The 19,599-nt window shown below is 64.1% G+C and carries 17 protein-coding genes and 1 pseudogene; 10 read left to right on the plus strand and 8 right to left on the minus strand.

The window, feature by feature from the left end:
* The first annotated feature begins 46 nt into the window (after window positions 1–46).
* The 7 genes from rfbF (at window position 47) to FJ386_08290 (ending at window position 6,883) form a co-directional block, all read left to right on the plus strand.
* Window positions 47–820, plus strand: coding sequence for a glucose-1-phosphate cytidylyltransferase (rfbF, locus tag FJ386_08260; GenBank protein MBM3876694.1), 774 nt, complete (start codon window positions 47–49; stop codon window positions 818–820).
* 97 nt (window positions 821–917) lie between these two features.
* A complete protein-coding gene (locus tag FJ386_08265) occupies window positions 918–1,961 on the plus strand; it encodes an SDR family oxidoreductase (protein MBM3876695.1) in 1,044 nt (347 codons plus the stop codon).
* Window positions 1,961–3,187, plus strand: coding sequence for a class I SAM-dependent methyltransferase (locus FJ386_08270; GenBank protein MBM3876696.1), 1,227 nt, complete (start codon window positions 1,961–1,963; stop codon window positions 3,185–3,187). Before FJ386_08265 ends, FJ386_08270 begins: the two co-directional genes overlap by 1 nt.
* A gap of 133 nt (window positions 3,188–3,320) precedes the next feature.
* Window positions 3,321–3,857: a dTDP-4-dehydrorhamnose 3,5-epimerase gene (rfbC, locus tag FJ386_08275; protein MBM3876697.1), complete on the plus strand. Its 537-nt coding sequence runs from the start codon at window positions 3,321–3,323 to the stop codon at window positions 3,855–3,857.
* Between the two features lie 6 nt (window positions 3,858–3,863).
* Window positions 3,864–4,748 carry an NAD(P)-dependent oxidoreductase gene (locus FJ386_08280; protein ID MBM3876698.1) on the plus strand — a complete coding sequence of 295 codons (885 nt, stop codon included), beginning with the start codon at window positions 3,864–3,866 and terminating at the stop codon, window positions 4,746–4,748.
* A 142-nt stretch (window positions 4,749–4,890) separates the two neighbouring features.
* A complete protein-coding gene (locus tag FJ386_08285) occupies window positions 4,891–5,655 on the plus strand; it encodes a hydroxylase (GenBank protein MBM3876699.1) in 765 nt (254 codons plus the stop codon).
* Window positions 5,656–5,665: 10 nt separating this feature from the next.
* A complete protein-coding gene (locus tag FJ386_08290; GenBank protein MBM3876700.1) occupies window positions 5,666–6,883 on the plus strand; it encodes a glycosyltransferase family 2 protein in 1,218 nt (405 codons plus the stop codon).
* On the opposite strand, the gene FJ386_08295 is transcribed toward FJ386_08290, so the two are convergent.
* From FJ386_08295 to FJ386_08315, 5 genes are all read right to left on the minus strand, one after another.
* Window positions 6,866–7,600 (minus strand): FkbM family methyltransferase, encoded by a 735-nt coding sequence (locus FJ386_08295; protein ID MBM3876701.1) that lies wholly within the window; start codon window positions 7,598–7,600, stop codon window positions 6,866–6,868. The two genes, FJ386_08290 and FJ386_08295, sit on opposite strands and share 18 nt — an antisense overlap.
* Window positions 7,601–7,761: 161 nt before the next feature.
* Window positions 7,762–8,760, minus strand: a complete 999-nt coding sequence (locus FJ386_08300; GenBank protein MBM3876702.1) for a glycosyltransferase family 4 protein — start codon at window positions 8,758–8,760, stop codon at window positions 7,762–7,764.
* Entirely contained in the window at window positions 8,757–9,863 is a 1,107-nt protein-coding gene (gene rfaQ / locus FJ386_08305) for a putative lipopolysaccharide heptosyltransferase III (protein ID MBM3876703.1), read from the minus strand. Before rfaQ ends, FJ386_08300 begins: the two co-directional genes overlap by 4 nt.
* 119 nt (window positions 9,864–9,982) lie before the next feature.
* Window positions 9,983–11,023, minus strand: coding sequence for a hypothetical protein (locus tag FJ386_08310; protein ID MBM3876704.1), 1,041 nt, complete (start codon window positions 11,021–11,023; stop codon window positions 9,983–9,985).
* Window positions 11,024–11,050: 27 nt separating this feature from the next.
* Window positions 11,051–12,643: a phosphoglycerate dehydrogenase gene (locus FJ386_08315; protein MBM3876705.1), complete on the minus strand. Its 1,593-nt coding sequence runs from the start codon at window positions 12,641–12,643 to the stop codon at window positions 11,051–11,053.
* Between the two features lie 184 nt (window positions 12,644–12,827).
* On the opposite strand from FJ386_08315, the gene FJ386_08320 reads away from it, so the two are divergent.
* A complete protein-coding gene (locus FJ386_08320) occupies window positions 12,828–13,736 on the plus strand; it encodes a type II secretion system protein (protein MBM3876706.1) in 909 nt (302 codons plus the stop codon).
* A gap of 432 nt (window positions 13,737–14,168) precedes the next feature.
* Here FJ386_08320 and FJ386_08325 read toward each other — a convergent pair whose 3' ends face one another.
* The 3 genes from FJ386_08325 to FJ386_08335 all read right to left on the minus strand — a co-directional run bounded on the left by FJ386_08325 (window position 14,169) and on the right by FJ386_08335 (window position 17,316).
* Window positions 14,169–15,869 carry an FAD-binding protein gene (locus FJ386_08325; protein MBM3876707.1) on the minus strand — a complete coding sequence of 567 codons (1,701 nt, stop codon included), beginning with the start codon at window positions 15,867–15,869 and terminating at the stop codon, window positions 14,169–14,171.
* The gene (locus FJ386_08330) at window positions 15,866–16,603 is read right to left on the minus strand and encodes a succinate dehydrogenase/fumarate reductase iron-sulfur subunit (GenBank protein ID MBM3876708.1); all 738 of its coding nucleotides are present in this window, start codon (window positions 16,601–16,603) and stop codon (window positions 15,866–15,868) included. The genes FJ386_08325 and FJ386_08330 overlap by 4 nt, the downstream gene beginning before the upstream one ends.
* A gap of 86 nt (window positions 16,604–16,689) precedes the next feature.
* Window positions 16,690–17,316 carry an SRPBCC family protein gene (locus tag FJ386_08335; GenBank protein ID MBM3876709.1) on the minus strand — a complete coding sequence of 209 codons (627 nt, stop codon included), beginning with the start codon at window positions 17,314–17,316 and terminating at the stop codon, window positions 16,690–16,692.
* Between FJ386_08335 and FJ386_08340 the strand changes: the two genes are divergently transcribed.
* Window positions 17,309–18,235 carry an esterase family protein gene (locus FJ386_08340; protein ID MBM3876710.1) on the plus strand — a complete coding sequence of 309 codons (927 nt, stop codon included), beginning with the start codon at window positions 17,309–17,311 and terminating at the stop codon, window positions 18,233–18,235. The genes FJ386_08335 and FJ386_08340 overlap by 8 nt on opposite strands.
* A gap of 67 nt (window positions 18,236–18,302) precedes the next feature.
* Window positions 18,303–19,229 (plus strand): annotated as a pseudogene (locus FJ386_08345) (hypothetical protein).
* The last annotated feature ends 370 nt before the right edge of the window (window positions 19,230–19,599 follow it).

The raw sequence follows: 19,599 nt of genomic DNA on the forward strand, positions 1-19,599 counted from the left end.
TATAAGATTGGCATGCATCTAAACAACCTCAAGCAAACGAAGACGAATGAAAGTGGTTATTTTGTGCGGCGGTCTCGGCACGCGGCTGCGTGAGGAAACCGAATACCGGCCCAAGCCCATGGTGCCCGTCGGGGGTCGGCCTATCCTCTGGCACATCATGAAGCTCTACGCTCACCACGGGCACCGGGACTTCATCCTCTGCCTTGGCTACAAGGGCGAGGTCATCAAGGACTACTTCCGCAACTACCATTGGAACACCAGCGACGTGACGCTCAAGCTCGGCCGCAACCCGCAGATCACCTATCACAACACGCACGACGAGGAGGACTGGACGGTCACCTTGCTCGACACCGGCGCGGAGACACAGACCGGCGGCCGCCTGCGCCGAGCGATCGACCATGTCCCGGACGACACCTTCCTACTTACCTATGGCGACGGCCTGACGGACAGCGACATCAGCGCTTCCATCCGCTTCCACCAGCAGCACGGAAAACTGGCTACTGTCACGGCGGTTCGACCCTCGGGCCGCTTCGGTGAACTGGCGATGGACGGGCACACCATCACTGGCTTCAATGAGAAGCCGGAGCAGGAAAGCGCCTTCATCAACGGCGGTTTCTTTGTGCTTAACCGCCGCGTAGGCGAATATTTGGACAACGACGCCTGCGTGTTCGAACGCGCTCCCTTGGAACGACTGGCGCGCGAGGGCAACTTGCAGGCCTATCAGCATCAGGGCTTTTGGCAGTGCATGGACACCTACCGCGAGCAGCAGATGCTCGACAAAATGTTCAACGCCGGTCAGGCTCCATGGAAAGTCTGGTGAGTGCCCCGTTCCTCAACCACTACGCCGACCGGCGGGTGTTCGTCACCGGCCACACCGGCTTCAAGACACGCCTAGATATCACAAAAACTCACTAAATATGCGCATTTTGATTACTGGTAACCTTGGTTACATCGGGCCTGTGGTGGTCCGCCATTTGAGGAAAGTCTGGCCGGCTGCCGAGCTGATAGGCTTCGACACCGGCTATTTCGCTCATAGTCTAACCGGGGCCTCATTCCTCCCTGAATGCCGCTTGGATCGCCAGATTTTCGGCGATCTTCGCACATTTCCCGCCGAAATCCTCGAGGGCGTGCAAGCGGTGGTCAATCTGGCTGCCATATCAAACGATCCGATGGGGAACCAGTTCGGAGCCGTAACAGAGCACATCAATCATCTTGCTGGAATTCGTCTGGCCAAGGCGGCCAAGGCGGCAGGCGTCGAGTCTTTCGTCTTCGCGTCCAGTTGCAGTGTTTACGGCTTTGCCGCAGATGGTGCTCGCACAGAGAGCTCCCCGCTCGACCCCCTTACCGCTTACGCACGCAGCAAGGTGTCGACAGAGTGCGACCTCATTCCACTGGCAGACTCTACTTTCAATGTCAGCTGCTTGCGCTTTGCAACTGCCTGCGGTTGGAGTGATCGCCTTCGGCTCGACCTAGTCCTCAATGACTTCGTTGCTTCGGCCATTGCCACGAAGAAGATCAACATTCTGAGCGATGGCACGCCATGGCGACCACTCATTCATGTGGAGGATATGGCCAGGGCCATTGAGTGGGCGGTCAACCGAAAATCAGACAACGGCGGGCCTGCTGTTGTGGTGAACGTCGGCTCAGATGAATGGAACTACCAAGTCAAAGATCTGGCAGATGCAGTTGCGGGAGCCTTCTCGGATGTGGCTGTCTTGGTGAACGCTACGGCGGTGCCGGATCGTCGGAGTTACAGGGTTGCTTTTGCGAAGTTTCGTTCGTTGGCACCCGCTCATCAGCCTAAGTTCACCTTGGCGTCAGCCGTTGTTGGGCTCAAAATTGGACTGGAAGCCATGGGTTTTAGCGACTCTGACTTCCGTCAATCATCCCTCATTCGCCTCCATACCCTGCGAGCGCATGTCGCTGCCTCCCGCCTTAACGAAGAGCTAAAATGGATTTAATGACCGCCTTCACATGCCGTGCCTGCGGCTCAACCCGCGGCGAACTCGTGCTCGACCTCGGCCTGCAGCCGCTGGCGAACAACCTCCTGCGCCCGGAGGACCTCGGCAAGCCGGAGCCTCGCTTCCCGCTGCGCGTGTTCATCTGCCCGGATTGCTGGCTGCTCCAGATCACCGACCTCGTGCCGCCGGTCGAAATGTTCACCGAGTATCTCTATTTCTCCTCGTTCTCTGACACGATGCTCCGCCATGCGCGAACGGCGGCGGAGCGCTACCTCGCCGAGTTCCAGCTTGGGCCGGACAGCTTCGTGGTCGAGGTGGCAAGTAACGACGGCTACCTTCTCCAGAACTTCTCGCGTGCGGGCGTGCCGTGCCTGGGCATCGAACCGGCGGCGAACATCGCGAAAGTTGCGCGCGAAAAAGGCATCGAGACATGGACCGAGTTCTTCGGCCTGAAGCTGGCGCAACGGCTGGGCACGGAGCGGCGGCAGGCGGACCTGATTCTCGGCAACAACGTCTTCGCCCACGCGCCGGGCATCAACGACTTCACAGCCGGCTTGCACGAGCTGCTCGCGCCCGGCGGACGCGTGGTGCTGGAGTTTCCCTACGGCGTCGAGTTGGTCGAGAAGACGGAGTTCGACACGATCTACCACGAGCACGTCTTCTACTTCACGCTTACGCCGCTGATGCCGCTCTTCCGTCGGCACGGGCTGGAGATTTTCCATGTCGAGCGTTTGCCCATTCATGGCGGCTCGCTGCGGCTCTTCGCCGGGCATGCGGGCGCGCAGCCGGTGCGGCCCAGCGTGGCCGCGCTGCTGGCGGAGGAGCGCGCGAAGGGCGTAGACCAGCCGGCGTTCTATCGCGGCTTCGCCGAGCAAGTCCGCCGACTGCGCGAGGACTTGATCGCGAAGCTCTCCGAACTGAAGCGACAGGGCCAGACCCTCGCGGCCTATGGCGCTTCGGCGAAGGGCAGCACGCTCCTGAACTACTGCGGGCTGGGCCGCGAGACGCTGGATTTCGTGGCCGACCGCAGCACGCACAAGCAGGGCCGCCTCACGCCCGGCACACATCTACCGATTGTCGGTCCGGAGGAATTGGCCAAGCGTCAACCCGACCACACGCTGTTGCTCACTTGGAATTTCGCGGACGAGATACTCGAACAGCAGCGCGCTTACCGGGAGCGCGGCGGCAAGTTCACCATCCCCATTTCCAAGGTGCGGACGGTATGAGTCGTTTCCTATCTCGTCTGGCGGTCCCCAGCTTTTTCTCCCTCGCCCCCATTGGGGGAGAGGGCCGGGGTGAGGGGGCTTTCGAAATTCGAGTTCCTTCGTGTCTATTCGTGGTTCAAGCGCGGAGTGCGGCATGAAGTTCACGCCGACAAAAATCGCGGGCGTCTGGATTGTGGACATGGAACGCCATGAAGACGACCGAGGCTGGTTCGCGCGAACGTGGTGCGCCGAGGAGTTCCGAAAGCGCGGCCTAAACCCGGACCTCTCGCAATGCAGCGCCTCCTTCAACCGACAGCGTGGGACGCTGCGCGGCATGCACTGGCAGGCCGCGCCGCACGAGGAGGCCAAGCTGGTGCGCTGCGTGCGCGGCGCGATGTTCGACGTGGCGCTAGACGTGCGCCCGGGCTCGGCGACATTCCGGCAATGGGTGGGCGTGGAACTGACCCCGGACAACGGCCGCGCGCTCTACATCCCCAAAGGCTGCGCGCACGGCTTTCAGACCCTTGCGGACGACACGGAGGTCTTCTACCAGATTGCCGGCGAGTATCACCCGGCGAGCGGCTGCGGGGTGCGGTGGAATGATCCGGCAGCCGGTATCGCTTGGCCCGTGGCCGCAGCCTACCTGTCGGAGCGTGATCGTGGTCTGCCCCTGTTGGCGGACCTGCGTTGAAGCGCCATGCGGATTATTGTCACTGGCGGAAGCGGATTTCTCGGGTCGGCCTGTGTGCGGGCCGCCACGGCTGCTGGCCACTCGGTGGCCGTGCTGACCCGGTTCCCACGTCAGGGGAGCGCGGCGGAACAGTTGCTCGGCTCGGTGGAGCAACCGCCTTGGACGGCCATCCGTAACTTTGCTCCCGATGCCTGCGTGCATGCCGCATGGATCGCCACCCCGGGGCTTTATTTGGAATCACCCGAGAATGCCGACTGGGTGCGCTGGAGCCTGGCTTTTCTCAATGAGCTACCCGCCCTCGGGGTGCGCCATATCACGGTGTTGGGAACCGGGATTGAGTATCAGATTACCGGCCAGCGGTTGAGGGAAGACACAACGCCGCTGCAGCCGCTGTCGGGTTATGCGCGCAGCAAGTGCGAGCTACACGTGCAGTTGGCGGCCTGGCGGCAGGATGCGCGGTTGGCTGACCTCGGGCTTGCGTGGGCGAGAATTTTTTATCCCTACGGCGCGGGAGAACATCCGGCCCGCTTGGCCAGCTCGCTGATCGCCAAACTTCGACGGGGGGAACCGGTCCAGTTGAAAACACCGCACAGCACGAAGGATTACATCCATGTGGACGACGTGGCGACAGCGTTGCTAACGGTGCTGGAGCGGCGTTACTGCGGCGCGATCAACGTGGGCACTGGCGTGGGGGTAACGGTGGACACGGTGGCGCAAAAGCTCGGGCATTTGCTCGGCCGGGCAGACTTGGTTCAGCCGCCCACCAACGCCCCAGCGAATTCGCTGGATTACGTCGTGGCCGATGCCGGACGCTTGCACGCGCTGGGCTGGCGGCCGCAGGTGGCGCTTGAAGCCGGACTGCGTCGGCTGGTAGAGGTGAGTTGGAAATGATGCCATGTCCCATTGTATCGCCACGGACCCACGCCTGCTGTGCCTGGGCCTCATCGTCATTGCCAACTCCAACTCCGTCCGGGAGATTCGGGCCGTATTGCGACCGCGCGGCTACTCCAGCCACATCCAGACCCACTAGAATATGAAGCTAACTATCGACACCGAGCAGAAAACCCTCGTTTGCGAGACCGCGACGAGTCGAGAGCAACTGCCGCTCTACTCCGACCGCGCGTTCGATCTACTGGCCGAGCAATGGGTGAAAGTTGGCTGGAACCAGCGCTACCCCTACACGTTCTCCTGGCTTGGTCGGCCCATCATCCAGTTGCCGGAGGACATGGTGCGCACGCAAGAAGTAATCCACCGCGTGAAGCCAGATGTGATCTTGGAAACCGGCGTCGCGCATGGCGGCTCGTTGATCTTCTACGCGTCCCTCTGCAAAGCCTTGGGGCATGGGCGGGTGATCGGAATCGACATCGAAATCCGTCCCCATAACCGGCAGGCCATTGAGGCCCACGAGCTGGCTGCCCTAATCACGCTGATTGAAGGGAGTTCGACGGCGCCGGAAATTGTGGCCACGGCCAAGTCGCACATTCGCCCGGGGGAACGCGTGCTCGTGCTTTTGGATTCGAACCACACCCGGCAACATGTGCTGGACGAGTTGGAAGCGTATCACAGACTGGTCGGGCCAGGCTCCTACATCGTGGCGACCGACGGCATCATGAAAGACTTGACCGATGTGCCTCGGGGTCAAGCCGACTGGGACTTCAACAACCCGGCGGCAGCGGCCCAAGAGTTTGCCCGGCACCATCCTGAATTCGTGCTGGAACAGCCAGCCTGGCCCTTCAACGAGAGCAGCCTATCACGGAACATCACCCATTGGCCGAGCGCGTGGCTGCGCCGGGCATGAAGTAGCGACCATGCGCACCCCTCGCTTCAGCATCGTGCTGCCGACCAAAGGCCGCAGCTTTCTGGTCGGTCACGCCATCCGCAGCGTGCTGGCCCAGACGTTTGCAGACTTTGAACTGATCGCCACCGACAACGATGACGGAGATGCCACACGCCTTGCGGTGCAAACCTTTGGCGATCCCCGGCTCCGCTATGTCCGCACCGGCGGCCTGAACATGCAGGACAACTGGGAGCGCGGAGCCGCCGAAGCGACCGGGGAATACCTGCTCATCCTTGAAGACAAGCAGATGCTAAAATGCACGGCCCTCGCGCAACTGCTGGGGCACATCGATCGCTTCCAACCCGAGGTGCTGCGATGGACGAGCGACAGCTTCGACGACGAACTGGTCCCGGCACGGATCCGCCGTGGCAAAGGCGACGGCTCCGTGGCGATGGTCAGCTCGGATGCCTTGCTCGCTGGCTTCCTGGGAGACCTGCGGCAAAGCTACAAAAACACGCTACCTCTGCCACAACTTGCGTGCCTGCGCCGCTCCGTGCTCGATCGGATCAAGACCGGGCCAATGGGGCGCCTGTTCCACCCCGTGTCGCCGGATGTTGTGCTTGGCCTCCTGCTGCTCAACGAGACAGACCGCGTGTGCGTGATCCAGTCGTCACTGGTTTTGTATGTTTCCAGCAAGCACAGCAACGGGCGCAGCGTTACCCACAAGGGCTCAACCGGACAGCAGTTCCTCAAGCAACTACCCGGCGGACAGGGGGACACCTACGACCATGTGCCGGTGAAATGTGTGAACGTGCCCGGCTCTATATTCAACGACTTCCAACGGCTGCGCGGGAAGGTGGGGGGGCGGCTCATGCGCCACGAACTCAACTGGACCAAATATTTCGTGGAATGTTTCGGCGCTTTGCTCGGCCCGATGGCCGCAGGCGTGGACATGGCTCCGGAACTGGCCGAGTGGAAACGGGCCTTGGCCGAGCAGCCCGCGATGGTGCAGGAATCCGTGCGGGCGGCCATCGCGGCGCAGCGGCTCAAGGTGCCATCCAACTCCAGCCTCGCGCGCAAGAAACTTGCACGCGCATTGGGACTGCCCCGGCTGACCCGCACGATGAAGCATCTCATTCGCGGCCGCCTCAAGCACGATCCCGAGTGGCGCTTCACCGACCCCATCGCCTACTACGAGTGGGAGTGCGAGCAAGCCCGTGCTGCCGACCGTTCAGCCGCGCGCCAGTAAGCCCGGCTGCACGTAGAGGGCGTTCGTGTAGACCAAGTTTCCGTCCGGCCCTTTGCGGAACTCGTGGAAGGAGCGGAGTTTGAAACCCAGCGGCGTGAGCAGATTGTGCAGCTCGGGGAAGAGCGCCGCGCCGCGATAACATTCCTCGAACCACACCTCGACGAAGATCTGTCGCACCTGTGTCAGTGCCCGCTGGCCGCCGGCGATCAACAGCCGCTCCGCGCCTTGGATGTCCACCTTCATCAGGTCAATCACCGGCAACTGGTGCTGTTGGAACAGGTCATCCAGTGACAGGGCCGGCACGCGCACCGTGCGCGATTCAGCCATGGATTTTTTGGAAATTCCCTCCGTCTGCGCGGCGATGGGCACGATCGAACTCGAAGGCCGGTGTTCGTTCACGCGGAACTCCGCCGTGCCGGACCGGTCCGCCACCGCCGCCGCGATGACGTGGCAACACGGTTGAGCCGCGAACTTTTTCTGCAACGCCGCAGCTTGATCAGGATCCGCCTCCACGAGCCAGATGTGCTGGGGGGCGAAGTAAGCCAGCAAGCTATCCGTGAATTCGCCTTCGTAAGCGCCCACATCCAGAAAGTTCTGGTAAGGGCAGGCTGGGAACGAACGGAACAAGCGATGCGCGCGGCGGAGGCGGGATTGGAATGGTAACAAGATCCGCTTGTGCAGCGGCCATTGCGATAGCGGCGAGGAGTGCGTCTTCATCCGATAAAATCCGGCGCAAATTGACTACAATTGCCCCCTGCGCCGCAATGCTGGTCTGGAGGCTGGAAACAAAAACGCGTGCCGGCGGTTTTCCCCGAACCATTCCACTGGTAGCGGCGCAGTGGCCGGAGCATTGCGTCCAAGGCGGGGGTAACGCTGGATCATGCGCTTGGTTCAAGAGCCGCCGGCAACGTGGTCATCAAGCGGTGGAGCACGTGTGCCTGCCGCGCTAGATCATACCGAGCCTCGAAATGCGCGCGTCCCGCATGGCCCCGTTGCTTGCGCAGTTCGGCATCGCTCAACAGCGCACTGAGTTCCATCACCCACTCGTCCTGTCGCGTGGCAAAGGCCGCAGCGGAACTCCCGGCGAATAGTCCTCGAGTAGCCTCCAACGGAGTCGCCACGACAGGCAGGCCGCAGGCAAGATATTGCAGCCCCTTGATGGGTGATTTGCCAGCGGCGAATGGAGAATCTTCCAACGGCAGGAGGCCAATATCAAAACCAGCGACCGCGCCCTGCTCCGCACCTGGCTGCCACGGCACATGCTCGAACTCCAACCGCGCGAAACGCGGGCGTTCACCGCAGAGCACCACGAGCCGGGCTTGGGAATGCCGCTCCATCAACTTCGCCAACGCAGGTTCAATCGCTTCGAGATAGCGTAGGTTCGCAGGTGCCCCGGACCAGCCGAGGCGCACCAAGTCATCCGCCGGCCGCTGGCGCGGCTGCCACAATTGTCCATCCAAGGCCATGGGGAAAATTTCGAGCCGCCTCGACCAAGGGCGCAGATGTTGAGCCAGCACCTCATTGGCCGTAAGGCACAGGTCCGCCGCTGAAACGATGTGCTTCAAACGGCGGTTCGTCCGCCAGCGGGTGAACCAGTGGTGGCGGCGTTGATGCGGAAGCCAGATGGCGTCATCCACATCATAGATGAGGCGTCGCGCCTGCCGCCGGATCGCACGCACTCGCGATACGTTGAACAGTTTCTTTTGCACGATGACGCCATCGTATTTCGCCAGATCGTCCCATCGCTCGAACTGGTTTGCCTCCTCACATTCCACTGCCAAGCCCATGGCCTGCAGCGTGGGTTTGAAGGCGTGGATGCGATACCACGAACTCGCGCACTGGGCTCCGCCGAAATTGAGGCTTAGGAATCGCATCATCGGATCGCGGCCTCACTCCTCGTCGACGCCAGCATTTCCAGACACGCGGCGTAAACCTTTGCGGTCGGCACCCCATCGGTGCTCAAACTCGGCACGCGGCTCAGAAAGTCAGGCGTTTCTTGGGCCTCGTTCGCGCTCTCCGGCATCACCACCCGATGCGCCACGCGCCACGGCCGCCAAAAATGCAGCACAGACGGCCCGAACAGCGCCACCGTTGGACACTGACATGCTGCCGCCAGATGCATCGCCGCCGTGTCCACGCCCACGAACAGACGCGCTTTTCCCAGCAACCCGGCCAGTTGCGCCCAAGTGGTCTGCCCATCCGTGTTCAACACACTGGGACCCAGTTCCTGTTGCAAGCGCCGCGCCCCCTCGCGTTCTTCCGCATCGGGCCCCGAGCTGAGCACCAGCTTCAAGTTCCGGGCCTGAAGCATCCGCCCCAACTCAACCCATCGCTCGAACGGCCACCGCTTGCGCTGCCAGCGCGTCCCGGGATGCAGCACCACAAACTCGTCCGGCGTGGCGGCTGGCGACCACTCCGCCCTCCGCTCCCGGCTGAAGGCCAAAGGCGGCACCGGCGATCCCAACGAGATCGTCTCGTGCACCAGCGTAAAATCCTTCTCCACCCGGTGGCCTTGCAGCCAGTCAGTGTCTGAGAAACGGGTGATCGCCCGGCGTGCGAGCCAGCTTATCCTTGCGTAGAATCGGGTGGCGACGCGTTCTCGTGCCCCGCTCAACCACGCCAGCCAACGCCCTCGATCGCTGTCGCTAAACTCAAACGCATAATCAAAGTGTTGCCGCCGCAACTCCCTCACCAGCTTGACATCGTCCCGCAGCGCCGACAGCCCGCGTCTTTTTGCCTCCGGTGCCGCCGTGGTCACGATGCGATCGATGGCCGGACACCCCGCCAGGATGGATTCCGTGCCGCGCCGCACCAGCACCCAAATCATCGCGGCAGGATAACGCTCCCTCACCGCCATCAGTGTGGGCGTGAGCAGTAGCGCGTCACCGATGTGTTTGGGCTTGAGGAACAGCAAATGCACAAGCGGGACTTGTTTAGGCGGTGCCGTCCGGGTTGACGAACACATTCTCGGCCGAAGCATTTCCGCTTGCCGGTGCTTTTGAGCCGTCCGCACACTCCAGCAAATGGCTGTCCGATCAACCGCCCGCACCCGCGCCGCCGAAATCCAGCGCAAGCACCCGCAGGGCGTCGTGCCCCGTCTCACGGCTTGAGGCGCTCATCCAGATACTCGACGCCCGCCGCCTTCTTGAGTTTCTCCACGTAGGCGGGCAGTTGCTTGTCGGCCTCCTGCTGGCTGAGGAACTCGCGGATGTTCTCCTGCACGCGGTCGAACGCGGTTTTCCGGGCCGGGATGCGCTCGGCGACCTTGATGATGTGGAAGCCGACCTTGGTGGTGACGAGGTCGCTGACCTGGTTCGCGCCCAGCGTGAACGCCGCGGCCTCGAATTCGGCGGCCATCATCCCGCGCGGAAACACATACTCGCCGCCTTTGTCCTTCGAGGGGGCGTCGTCGCTGAAGTCCTTCACCAGTTTCGCGAAGTCCTCGCCCTTGCGTGCGCGCTCGAGCAATCCCTCGGCGACGCGCCGCTTTTCCGCCCGCTTTGCCTCGTTCAAGTCGAGCTGGCTCTGGGGGTCACGGGTGCTGATGAGGATGTGGCTGGCGCGGACCATCTCGGGCGTTTCAAATCGCGACGGGTTGTCGTCGTAGAATTTCTGCGCGGCCCCGGTGGTGATTTGAATCTTGTCCTTGATGTCGCGCGTGAGCACCTGCTTGGCGATGGCGGTCTCGAGGAGCCTGCCCTTGTAGACTTCGTAGATCGCGCCGGTGGACTCGACCTGCCGCCGCAGCGCCTCCTCGGAGCCGACGCGCTTGCGCATCTCATCGAGGAATGCCGTGACTTTCTCGCCGGCCTTCGCGCGGTCCGCGTCGTCGGCCTTGATGAGCAGCAGTTCGGTGACGATGAAGTGCTCGAGGATGCGCTTCTCGTAGGTGAGGCGCTCGGCCTCGCGGATGACCTTGCCCTGCGCCGCCATCGCCGAGCGCATCGCGGCGAATTCCTCCTCCACCTTGCTCGCCTTGATGGTGATGTTGGTCGAGCGGGCCAGGACTTTGTCGGGGAACAGATCGAGGGTCGAGACGGGTTTGGACTTCGGTTCCGCGGGCTTGGCTTGCGGCTCCGCGCCCGTGGACACGGCGGCTGCGAGGATCGCCGCGGCGGCCAGAAGTTTCGTCGGGCTCATGTTTCAACCGCGGAGCGTAGCGCTGTGCTACAGTTTCACAACCCGAACGTTTGTGATGTCGGGGTCCTTGCGGACTTCCTCGACGAGTTCCGCGGGAGGCAGGCTGTCCAGGTTCAGCACGGTGAGCGCCTGCCCGCCGGCGGTGTCGCGGTTGAGGCTCATGTTGGCGATGTTCACCTTGTATTTGGCCATGAGCGAGCCGATGAAGCCGACGATGCCGGGCCGGTCCTTGTTGGAGACGATGAAGAGGACGCCCTCGGGGACGATTTCGACGGGTTGCTTGTTGAACCGCACGATGCGCGGCAGGTGCCGCGAGCCGATGATCGTGCCGCCCGCGGAGAAGCGCTGTTCGCCCGCGAAGACCGCCACGTGCAGCCACTCGTTGTAATCCGATTCCTCGTTGGACTTGATTTCCTCGACGAGCAGGCCGAGCGATGTGGCGAGCGAGCGCACGTTGACCTGGTTGACGTCCTTGCCGCCCGCGTGCTCGAGGAATCCTTTGAGGACATAGCGCGAGATCGGGTCGGCCGGCACCTCCGTTGCCTTGCCGCCGTAGGTGATCACGATGCGGTCGCAGCGGTTGGGCGCCGTCTGGCCGAGCAGGCGGCCGAGTTTCTCGCCGAGGCCGAGATAGGGTTTCACGTGAGCGTAAGTCTTCGCGTCGAGGTTTGGCATGTTGACCGCGTTCCGGATCGCGCCGTTGGCGAGGTAATCGGTGATCGCCTCGGCGACCTCGATGCCGACGTTTTCCTGCGCCTCGTCCGTGCTCGCGCCGAGGTGGGGCGTCATGACGACGTTTGGATGCGCCCGCAGCGGCGAACCCGCGGGCAGCGGCTCCACCTCGTAAACATCCAGCGCGGCGCCGGCGACGTGGTTGATGTCCATCGCGACGAGCAGGTCGCGCTCGTTGACGATCCCGCCGCGGGCGCAGTTGAGAATCTTCACGCCGCGCTTCATGAGCGAGAAGGCGCGCGCGTCGAGCATGCCCTTGGTCTGGTCGGTCAGCGGCATGTGGACGGTGATGAAGTCGGCGAGCTTGTAAACCTCCTCGAGGCTTTCGAACAGCTCGACCTGCAGCGCCTTCGCGCGGGCGAGCGAGAGGAACGGATCGAACGCGAGCACGCGCATGCCGAACGCCTGAGCCCGCTTGGCGACCTCGGTGCCGATGCGTCCCATGCCGAGGATGGCGAGGACCTTCCCGTGCAGTTCGACGCCGGAGTAGGCCTTGCGGTTCCACTCGCCGGCCTTCATCGAGGCGTTCGCCTGCGGGATGTTGCGCGCGAGCGACATGAGCATCGCGAACGTCAGTTCCGCGGTGGAGACCGTGTTGCCGCTCGGCGTGTTCATCACCACGATGCCACGCTCGGTCGCCGCCTCCACGTCCACGTTGTCCACGCCCACGCCCGCGCGCCCGACGACGCGCAACCGCGTGGCCGCCTCGACGACCTTGCGGGTGATCTTGGTCTCGGAGCGGACGACGATGGCATCCATTTTCGCCACGACCGGGAGGAGTTCCGCCTCGGAGTGGCGCTTGTCGAGGATGGTGACCTTGAACTCAGTCCGGGCCTGGAAAGCCGCGATGCCGCGCGGCGATATCGGGTCGCAGATCAACACGTTCATAAACAGGGCGCGCAGTTTAGGGAGCGACCAGAGACTGGTCAAATGAACACAGCGGCGATGCTCACGCCGGGTGGAGAGGACAAGTTCCGACTCAAGTGTTCCTGCAAACAGCGCAGGCGCAAGTTTGGACTTGCGAACGCATTCCGCGGCGGCAAAGTCCACGGAGACCCAAGTTTGAGTCGTTATGCAGGCTAAAAACCATTCATCGCGGTCATGCGCCACGCGGCGACCCATCGCCGTCTCCGCCTTTACGCTCATCGAATTGCTCGTCGTCATCGCCATCATCGCGATTCTGGCCGGGATGCTCCTCCCGGCGCTCGCGAAGGCGAAGCAGAAGGCGGGCAACATCACCTGCCTGAACAACATGAAGCAGATGGCGGTTTCATGGCAGTTGTATTCCGGCGACAACGACCAGCGGCATGTCCACGGCCATTACAACTTGACCAACGCGACCGGCGGCACGGTGGCCTCCACTCTCAACACGCTGGCTTGGAGCCTTGGCGACCAGAGGGACACGCGGGCCAATCCGTATCCGCCCTATACAACGTTCCGCGACTCGATCACCAACAAGTGCCTCGAGGACGGCCTCCTGTATCGCCACGTCGGAAACGTGAAGAGCTACAAGTGCCCTGCCGATCGCCGCACGGAACCCACCACGACCCAGCCCCGAAACCGCAGCTACTCGATGAACAGTTGGGTGTCCGAAGTCCGCGTCGGAGGCACCGGCACCGGCCCGTGGGGCCAGAACAGCCAGTACGCGCTGTTCCGGCGTGAGGCGGATTTCAGCGCGACGTCTCCCGCCAATGTCTGGGTTTTGATTGACGAACATGACAACGGAATCAACGACTCGTGGTTTGCCGTGGACATGGGCGGCAGCCGGACGTGGCTCGACATCCCGTCAGCCCGGCACGGTGGCGCTTATGCGCTGAACTTCGCCGACGGCCATGCGGAGATCTTCAAGTTGCAACAGGTCGGGCTTTTTGAGAAATGGGGCATCGGTCCCAATCCGCCCAATTTCCTCAACGTGCAGTTCGCAGTCCAGATTGCCGCGCAGGACTGGCAGAAGCTCCGCGATGTGTCAGGTGGCCAGTGACATGACGCCATGAGGAACTCGTTCGCCATGGTAGTGGCAACCGCCAGCATCGCCCTTGGCGGTTGCGGCAAGCCGGCGACTTCCACGCCGCCACCGGTCGTGGCCCAACCACCGGGCCGGCACGCACCCCAACCGTCACAGGCGGCCCCGGCCGCGGCGGCGCAGCCGGGTTCCGCCGCCGAGCCATCCACGCCGTCTGCCGCGGCGTCCGGGGTGGCACTCAGCCCCGCGCAGGAGGCAGCCATCGTTTCGCCGGTTCAAGCCGCCCTCGACGCATTTCAGCGGGCCAAGAACAAGGTGCCGAACGACCTTAATGAAGTGATCGCCGCCGGGTATCTCCGGGGGATGCCGGTCGTTCCGGCTGGGACAAAGATATTCTACGATCCTATCACGGTGACGGTTTCCGTTGGCCCAGCGCGCTAGCTCCACGTTTCAAGGAGGAGCGAGCCTGCTGGTCCTTACCGGCGCTGTCTCGACTTGTGGACCTTCCGCGCCAGCCGAAAGGACAATGTTCTTCAACCATGCCGTGTCATTCGATTGCGGGAAGTCGGATCGGTAGTGCGCGCCGCGGCTTTCCTCGCGCAGCAATGCACTTCGCGCGATCAGTTCCGAGGCGGTCAGCAGGTTGTGCAAGTCGAGCGCCTGCTGCCACGCGAGGTTGAATGCGCGCGGGCCGGGCACACGGAGCTGCTCCACACGGGCTCGCAGCGCGGCAAGTCCCTCGAGCGCCGCGCGCAACCCGGCGCCGCTCCGGATGATGCCCGCCTTCTCCCACATCAACTTTCCGAGCTCATCGCGAAGCGCGAAGGGGCCTTCGGATTGTCGATTGAGGATTGAGGATTGGGGATTGAGGATCTTCCCGGCGGCGGCAACCGCCACGTCCACCTGCGCGGTTTCGATGTCACCGTGGCTTTGACCTTTCACCCACCGCGCCGCGGCTTCGCCCGCGCGCGCGCCGAACACCGTGCTCTCAGCCACGCCGTTGCCGCCGAGCCGGTTCGCGCCGTGGACGCCCGCGGCGTCCTCGCCCGCGGCGAACAGTCCGGCGAGGTTCGTGAAGCCGTCGCGGTTGATGCGCACGCCGCCCATGTTGAAGTGCGCCGTCGGCGCGACCTCGATGCGCTCGCGCGCGAGGTCCACGCCGAGGCGCAGGCACCGCTCGCGCATCCCGGCGAAGTTCGTCTCGACGAACTCCGCGCCCAGATGCGCCACGTCAATCCACACCGCGCCGTTCGCCGTGCCGCGGCCCTCGGCAATCTCGGTGAAGCACTCGCGCGACACGCGGTCGCGCGTGCTGCGCTCCTTGCGCCCGGGATCCGCGCGCTCCATGAAGCGCTCGCCGCGTCCGTTGAAGAGATGCGCGCCCGCGCCGCGCAAGCCTTCCTCGAGCAGCGCGCCGTTGAGCCGCGAGCCGGGCACGACCATCCCGGTCGGGTGGAACTGCACCATCTCCATGTCCATCAGGTGCGCGCCGGCGCGGAAAGCCGCTGCGAGGCCATCGCAGGTCTTTTCCTGCGCGCACGCGGCGCGTTGATACATGAGCGGCCCGGCGCCGGTGGCGAGCAGCACGGCCCTGGCGCGGACCGCGATGAACTCGCCGCTGCGCTGGTCGAGCAGCACCGCGCCACAGACGCGCGACCCGCCGGCGGAGGTGAGCAGTTCGAGCGCGCGCGTTTCTTCAAGACACGGGATTCCAAGCGCGAGCACCTGGTCGCGCAGGCGCGCCATGATTTCGATGCCGGTCAGGTCGCCGACGTGGACGGTGCGGTCGAAGGTCTGCGCCGCGAAGGCCTTTTGGTGGATGCGGCCGTCCGGCGCGCGGTCGAAGAGGCAGCCGATTTTGTTTTCCAGCTCGAGCACGACGCGCGGCGCGTCCTCGCAAAGCGTCCACGCGAGTTCCTGGTCGTTGAGGAAGCCGCCGCCGCGCACGGTGTCCTCGAAGTGCGCCTGCACGGAGTCGCGCGCGTCGAGGACGGCGTTGTAGCCGCCCTGCACCATGCGCGTGCAGCCGGACTTGCCGAGCAGTCCCTTGCTCACAAGCAGGATGCCGAGCGACGGGTCGAGCCAGCGCGCGTGCAGCGCGGCCATCAGCCCCGCGCCGCCGGTGCCGAGGATGAGCAGGTCGGTCGTCATTGCGCCGCCGCCTTGCCAAGCAATCTGGCCAGCCAGCGCCGCACCTGGGCGCCGAGCGCCAGCCGCTTCAGCCGCTCGATGGACTGCGTGGGCGAGATGCCGCGCGGACACGTCTCGCGGCAGTTGCCGAGCGTGTGGCAGCGGAACGCGCCGTCCTCGCCCGCGACTCGGGCGAGCCGTTCCTGCTTCGCACCGTCGCGCGGGTCCACGAGCAGCGAGAGGGCGCGGTTCAGCGCCATGGGCCCGAGGTAACGCGGGTTCATCGTGACGAGCGAGCAAGCGGACCAGCACGCGCCGCAGTCAATGCACTGTGGCTGGTGGTTGAGCGCCTGCCACTCCGCGGAGTCGTGCGGCAGACGATGGAAGTCCTCCAAATCTGCGCGCGGGTGGAAGTGCGGGAGCGAGCGTTGATACGCATCGAAGAACGGCGTCATGTCGGCCGCGAGGTCGCGCACGACGGGCAGGTTGCGGAGCGGTTCGACGCGGAGTTCGTTCCCGATGGTCCGCACGAGCGCGGCGCAGGCGAGGCGTTCGCGGCCGTTCACGACCACCGCGCACGAGCCGCACATGCCGACGCGGCAGGAGTAGCGGAACGCAAGGTCCGGCGCGGACTGGCGCTGCACGGCGAGGAGCGCGTCCAGCACGCTGGCTTGTCCGCCGACCTCGACTTCGTGCCGCTCGAACCGCGGCGCGCCCCCGCCCGTGCGGCGCAGGTGAAGCGTGACGGCGGGCATGTCGCGAGTATGCGCGGCTTCGGCCCGCGAGGCAACGGGGTGGTGGCGCGCCCCGGGGTTCCTTTGCCGGCGCGTCGCGGCAGGCGCTACTTCGCCTCGAGCTTTTTCTTCAAGTTATCGAGGCCGGCCTGCAAGTCGGGGCCCATCATCGAGTCCATCCGCAGCCCGAACCAGCGGTTCATCGGGTTGCCGCCGAGCTCGCCGTAATTCACCCACTTGACCTTCACCGCGTCGCCCTCGGGCGCGAAGGAAATCTCACCCTTGGACACATGCTTGCCCTGCTCGAAGTCGAGGTCGTAGACGATCAATTGCGCCGCCTCGGCCTTCGTGATCTGCAACTTGCCGCTGCCGCTCGACTTGCCGGACCACTGGTAGGTCGCGCCCGCGCCCGACCCGGGGCCGGAAAACTCAATCTTCATGTCCGGGAATCGCGCGACGGTCCAGGCCGTCCACTCCGGCCAGGTCTTGAGGTTGTTGACGATGGTGAAGGCGGCGTCGGGCTTGGCCGCGATGGTCTGCGAGCGCTCGACGCGATACGAGCCGGGCAACAAGAACCCGATGACCGCCAGCAATGCCACGACGATGACCAATCCGGGCACGATGTGCTTGAACCATTTCATGATGAGCGCGGAGGATGCCAGCGGGCGTGGTCGTGGCAAGCTTTGAACTTGGAAACGCCGTGTCCCTCCGCATAGTGCGCGCGTCATGAACATTTCCCGGATTCTCTCCGCGTGCGGCGTCGCCGTCTCGCTCGCCGCGCCGCTCCAAGCCGCCGATGACTATCAACTCGGCGAGGATTCGAAGCCCCAAGCCGGCGTGCCGCAAGGCGCGGTCGAGAAGTTCTCGTTCAAGGCGAGCAAGATTTTTCCCGGCACGGAGCGCGACGGGTGGGTTTATGTCCCGAAGCAATACGACGCGGCGAAACCCGCGTGCCTGATGGTGTTCCAGGACGGCGCGGGCTACATGGGCACCAACGGCCAGTTCCGCGCGACGGTGGTGATGGACAACCTCATCGCGAAAAAGGAAATGCCCGTGACCCTCGGCGTGTTCATCCAGCCCGGCACGGTGCCGGCGGCCGAGGCGGGGCAGAAGGCGCGCAGCAACCGAAGCTACGAATACGACTCGCTCGGCGACGCCTACGCGCGCTTCCTCATCGAGGAGCTGCTGCCCGGGGTGGAGAAGAAGTGGAACGTGACGAAGGATCCCGCGGGCCGCTGCGCCGTGGGCATCAGCTCGGGCGGCATCTGCGCGTTCACGGTGGCGTGGGAGCGGCCGGAGTCGTTCGGCAAGGTCATCAGCCACATCGGCAGCTTCACGAACATCCGCGGCGGGCACGCGTATCCATCGCTCATCCGCAAGTCCGCCGGCCCGCCGCCGCGCGACCTGTCCGACACGGACAAGGCGCGCTGGGACGCGCGCAAGAAACTGCGGGTGTTCCTGCAGGACGGCTCGAACGACCTGGACAACCTGCACGGCAACTGGCCGCTGGCCAACCAGGACATGGCCGCGGCGTTGAAGTGGGCGAAATACGATTCTGATTTCAAGCTCGGCGACGGCGGCCACAGCGGCAGGCACGGCGGGTCAATCCTGCCGGACACGATGCGCTGGATGTGGCGGGACCACGCGAAGTGATGCCGGCGCGCAAATGACGAATGACGAAATCCGAATGACGAAAGAAGCCCGAAGCCCAATTTTCAAAATGAACCCCCACTCACTCGCTCGCCGTATCGTGTCGTTCGTGCTTCGCCATTCCTTCGCCATTCCGACTTCGTCATTCGTCCTTGCGGGCTTTGCCGCCTCCGCCGCCGATGACTTCAAACCCACGCCGGACCATCAGTTCAATCCGGCCGTCCCGCACGGGCGCGTGATCGAGCACAAGGACTGGCAGAGCAAGGTGTTCACCAACACCATTCGCGACTGGTGGGTTTACGTGCCGGCGCAATACTCCGCCGACAAGCCCGCGAGCGTGATGGTCTTTCAGGACGGCCGCGGCTACGCCTCGACCAACGGCCCGTGGCGCGCGCCCATCGTCTTCGACAACCTCATCGCGCGCGGCGAGATGCCCGTGACCATCGGCATCTTCATCCAGCCCGGCGACAACCGCGCGCCCGGCACGCCGCCGCGCAAGGACAAGTCCGGCAAGGCCGCCGGCGCGAGCAACCGCAGCTTCGAATACGATTCGCTCGGCGACCGTTACGCGCGGATGCTCGTCGAGGAAATCCTGCCCGAGGTGGAGAAGGACTTCCGTCTGTCGAAAAATCCAGATGACCGCGCGATTTGCGGGGCGTCCAGCGGCGGCATCTGCGCGTTCACGGTGGCGTGGGAGCGGCCGGACCAGTTCCGCAAGGTGCTCTCGACCATCGGCAGCTTCGTGCATCTGCGCGGCGGATTCGATTACCAGGCGCTCATCCGAAAGACCGAGCGCAAGCCGTTGCGTGTGTATCTCGCGGACACGAGCGGCGACCTGGACAATCCCTTCGGCCACTGGCCGACGGCGAACCGGGCGATGCACGCGTCGCTCAAATACATGGGCTACGACGTGAAGTTCGAATGGGCCGAGGGCTACGGCCACAATCCGAACCACGGCGGCAGCCACTTCCCCGACGCGCTCCGCTGGCTCTGGCGCAAAGAAACGCACAAGCCGGAAATCAACACGAAGCAGGACCTCGGCGGCGACATGACGCTGCACCGCCTGCTCGTCGAGGGCGAAGGCTGGCGCGTGGTCGCCGACAACATTGCGTTTGCTGACGGCCTCACGCCGGACGCGGAGGGCAACCTGTGGTTTGCCGAGATGCGCTCGACGCCGCCCGCGGTGTGGAAGGTCTCGCCGGGCGGCGCGAAGACGAAGATGATCGAAGGCACGTCTTGCAGCGGGCTCAAGTTCGGTCCCGACGGCAGACTCTACGCCTGCGTCGGCAAGGACAAGCAGCTCGTGTCGTTCGAACTGCCGTCGGGCAAGAAGACCGTCGTGGCCGAGGACGTGCAGCCCAACGACC

The organism is Verrucomicrobiota bacterium (assembly GCA_016871675.1).
GTDB lineage: Bacteria > Verrucomicrobiota > Verrucomicrobiia > Limisphaerales > VHCN01 > VHCN01.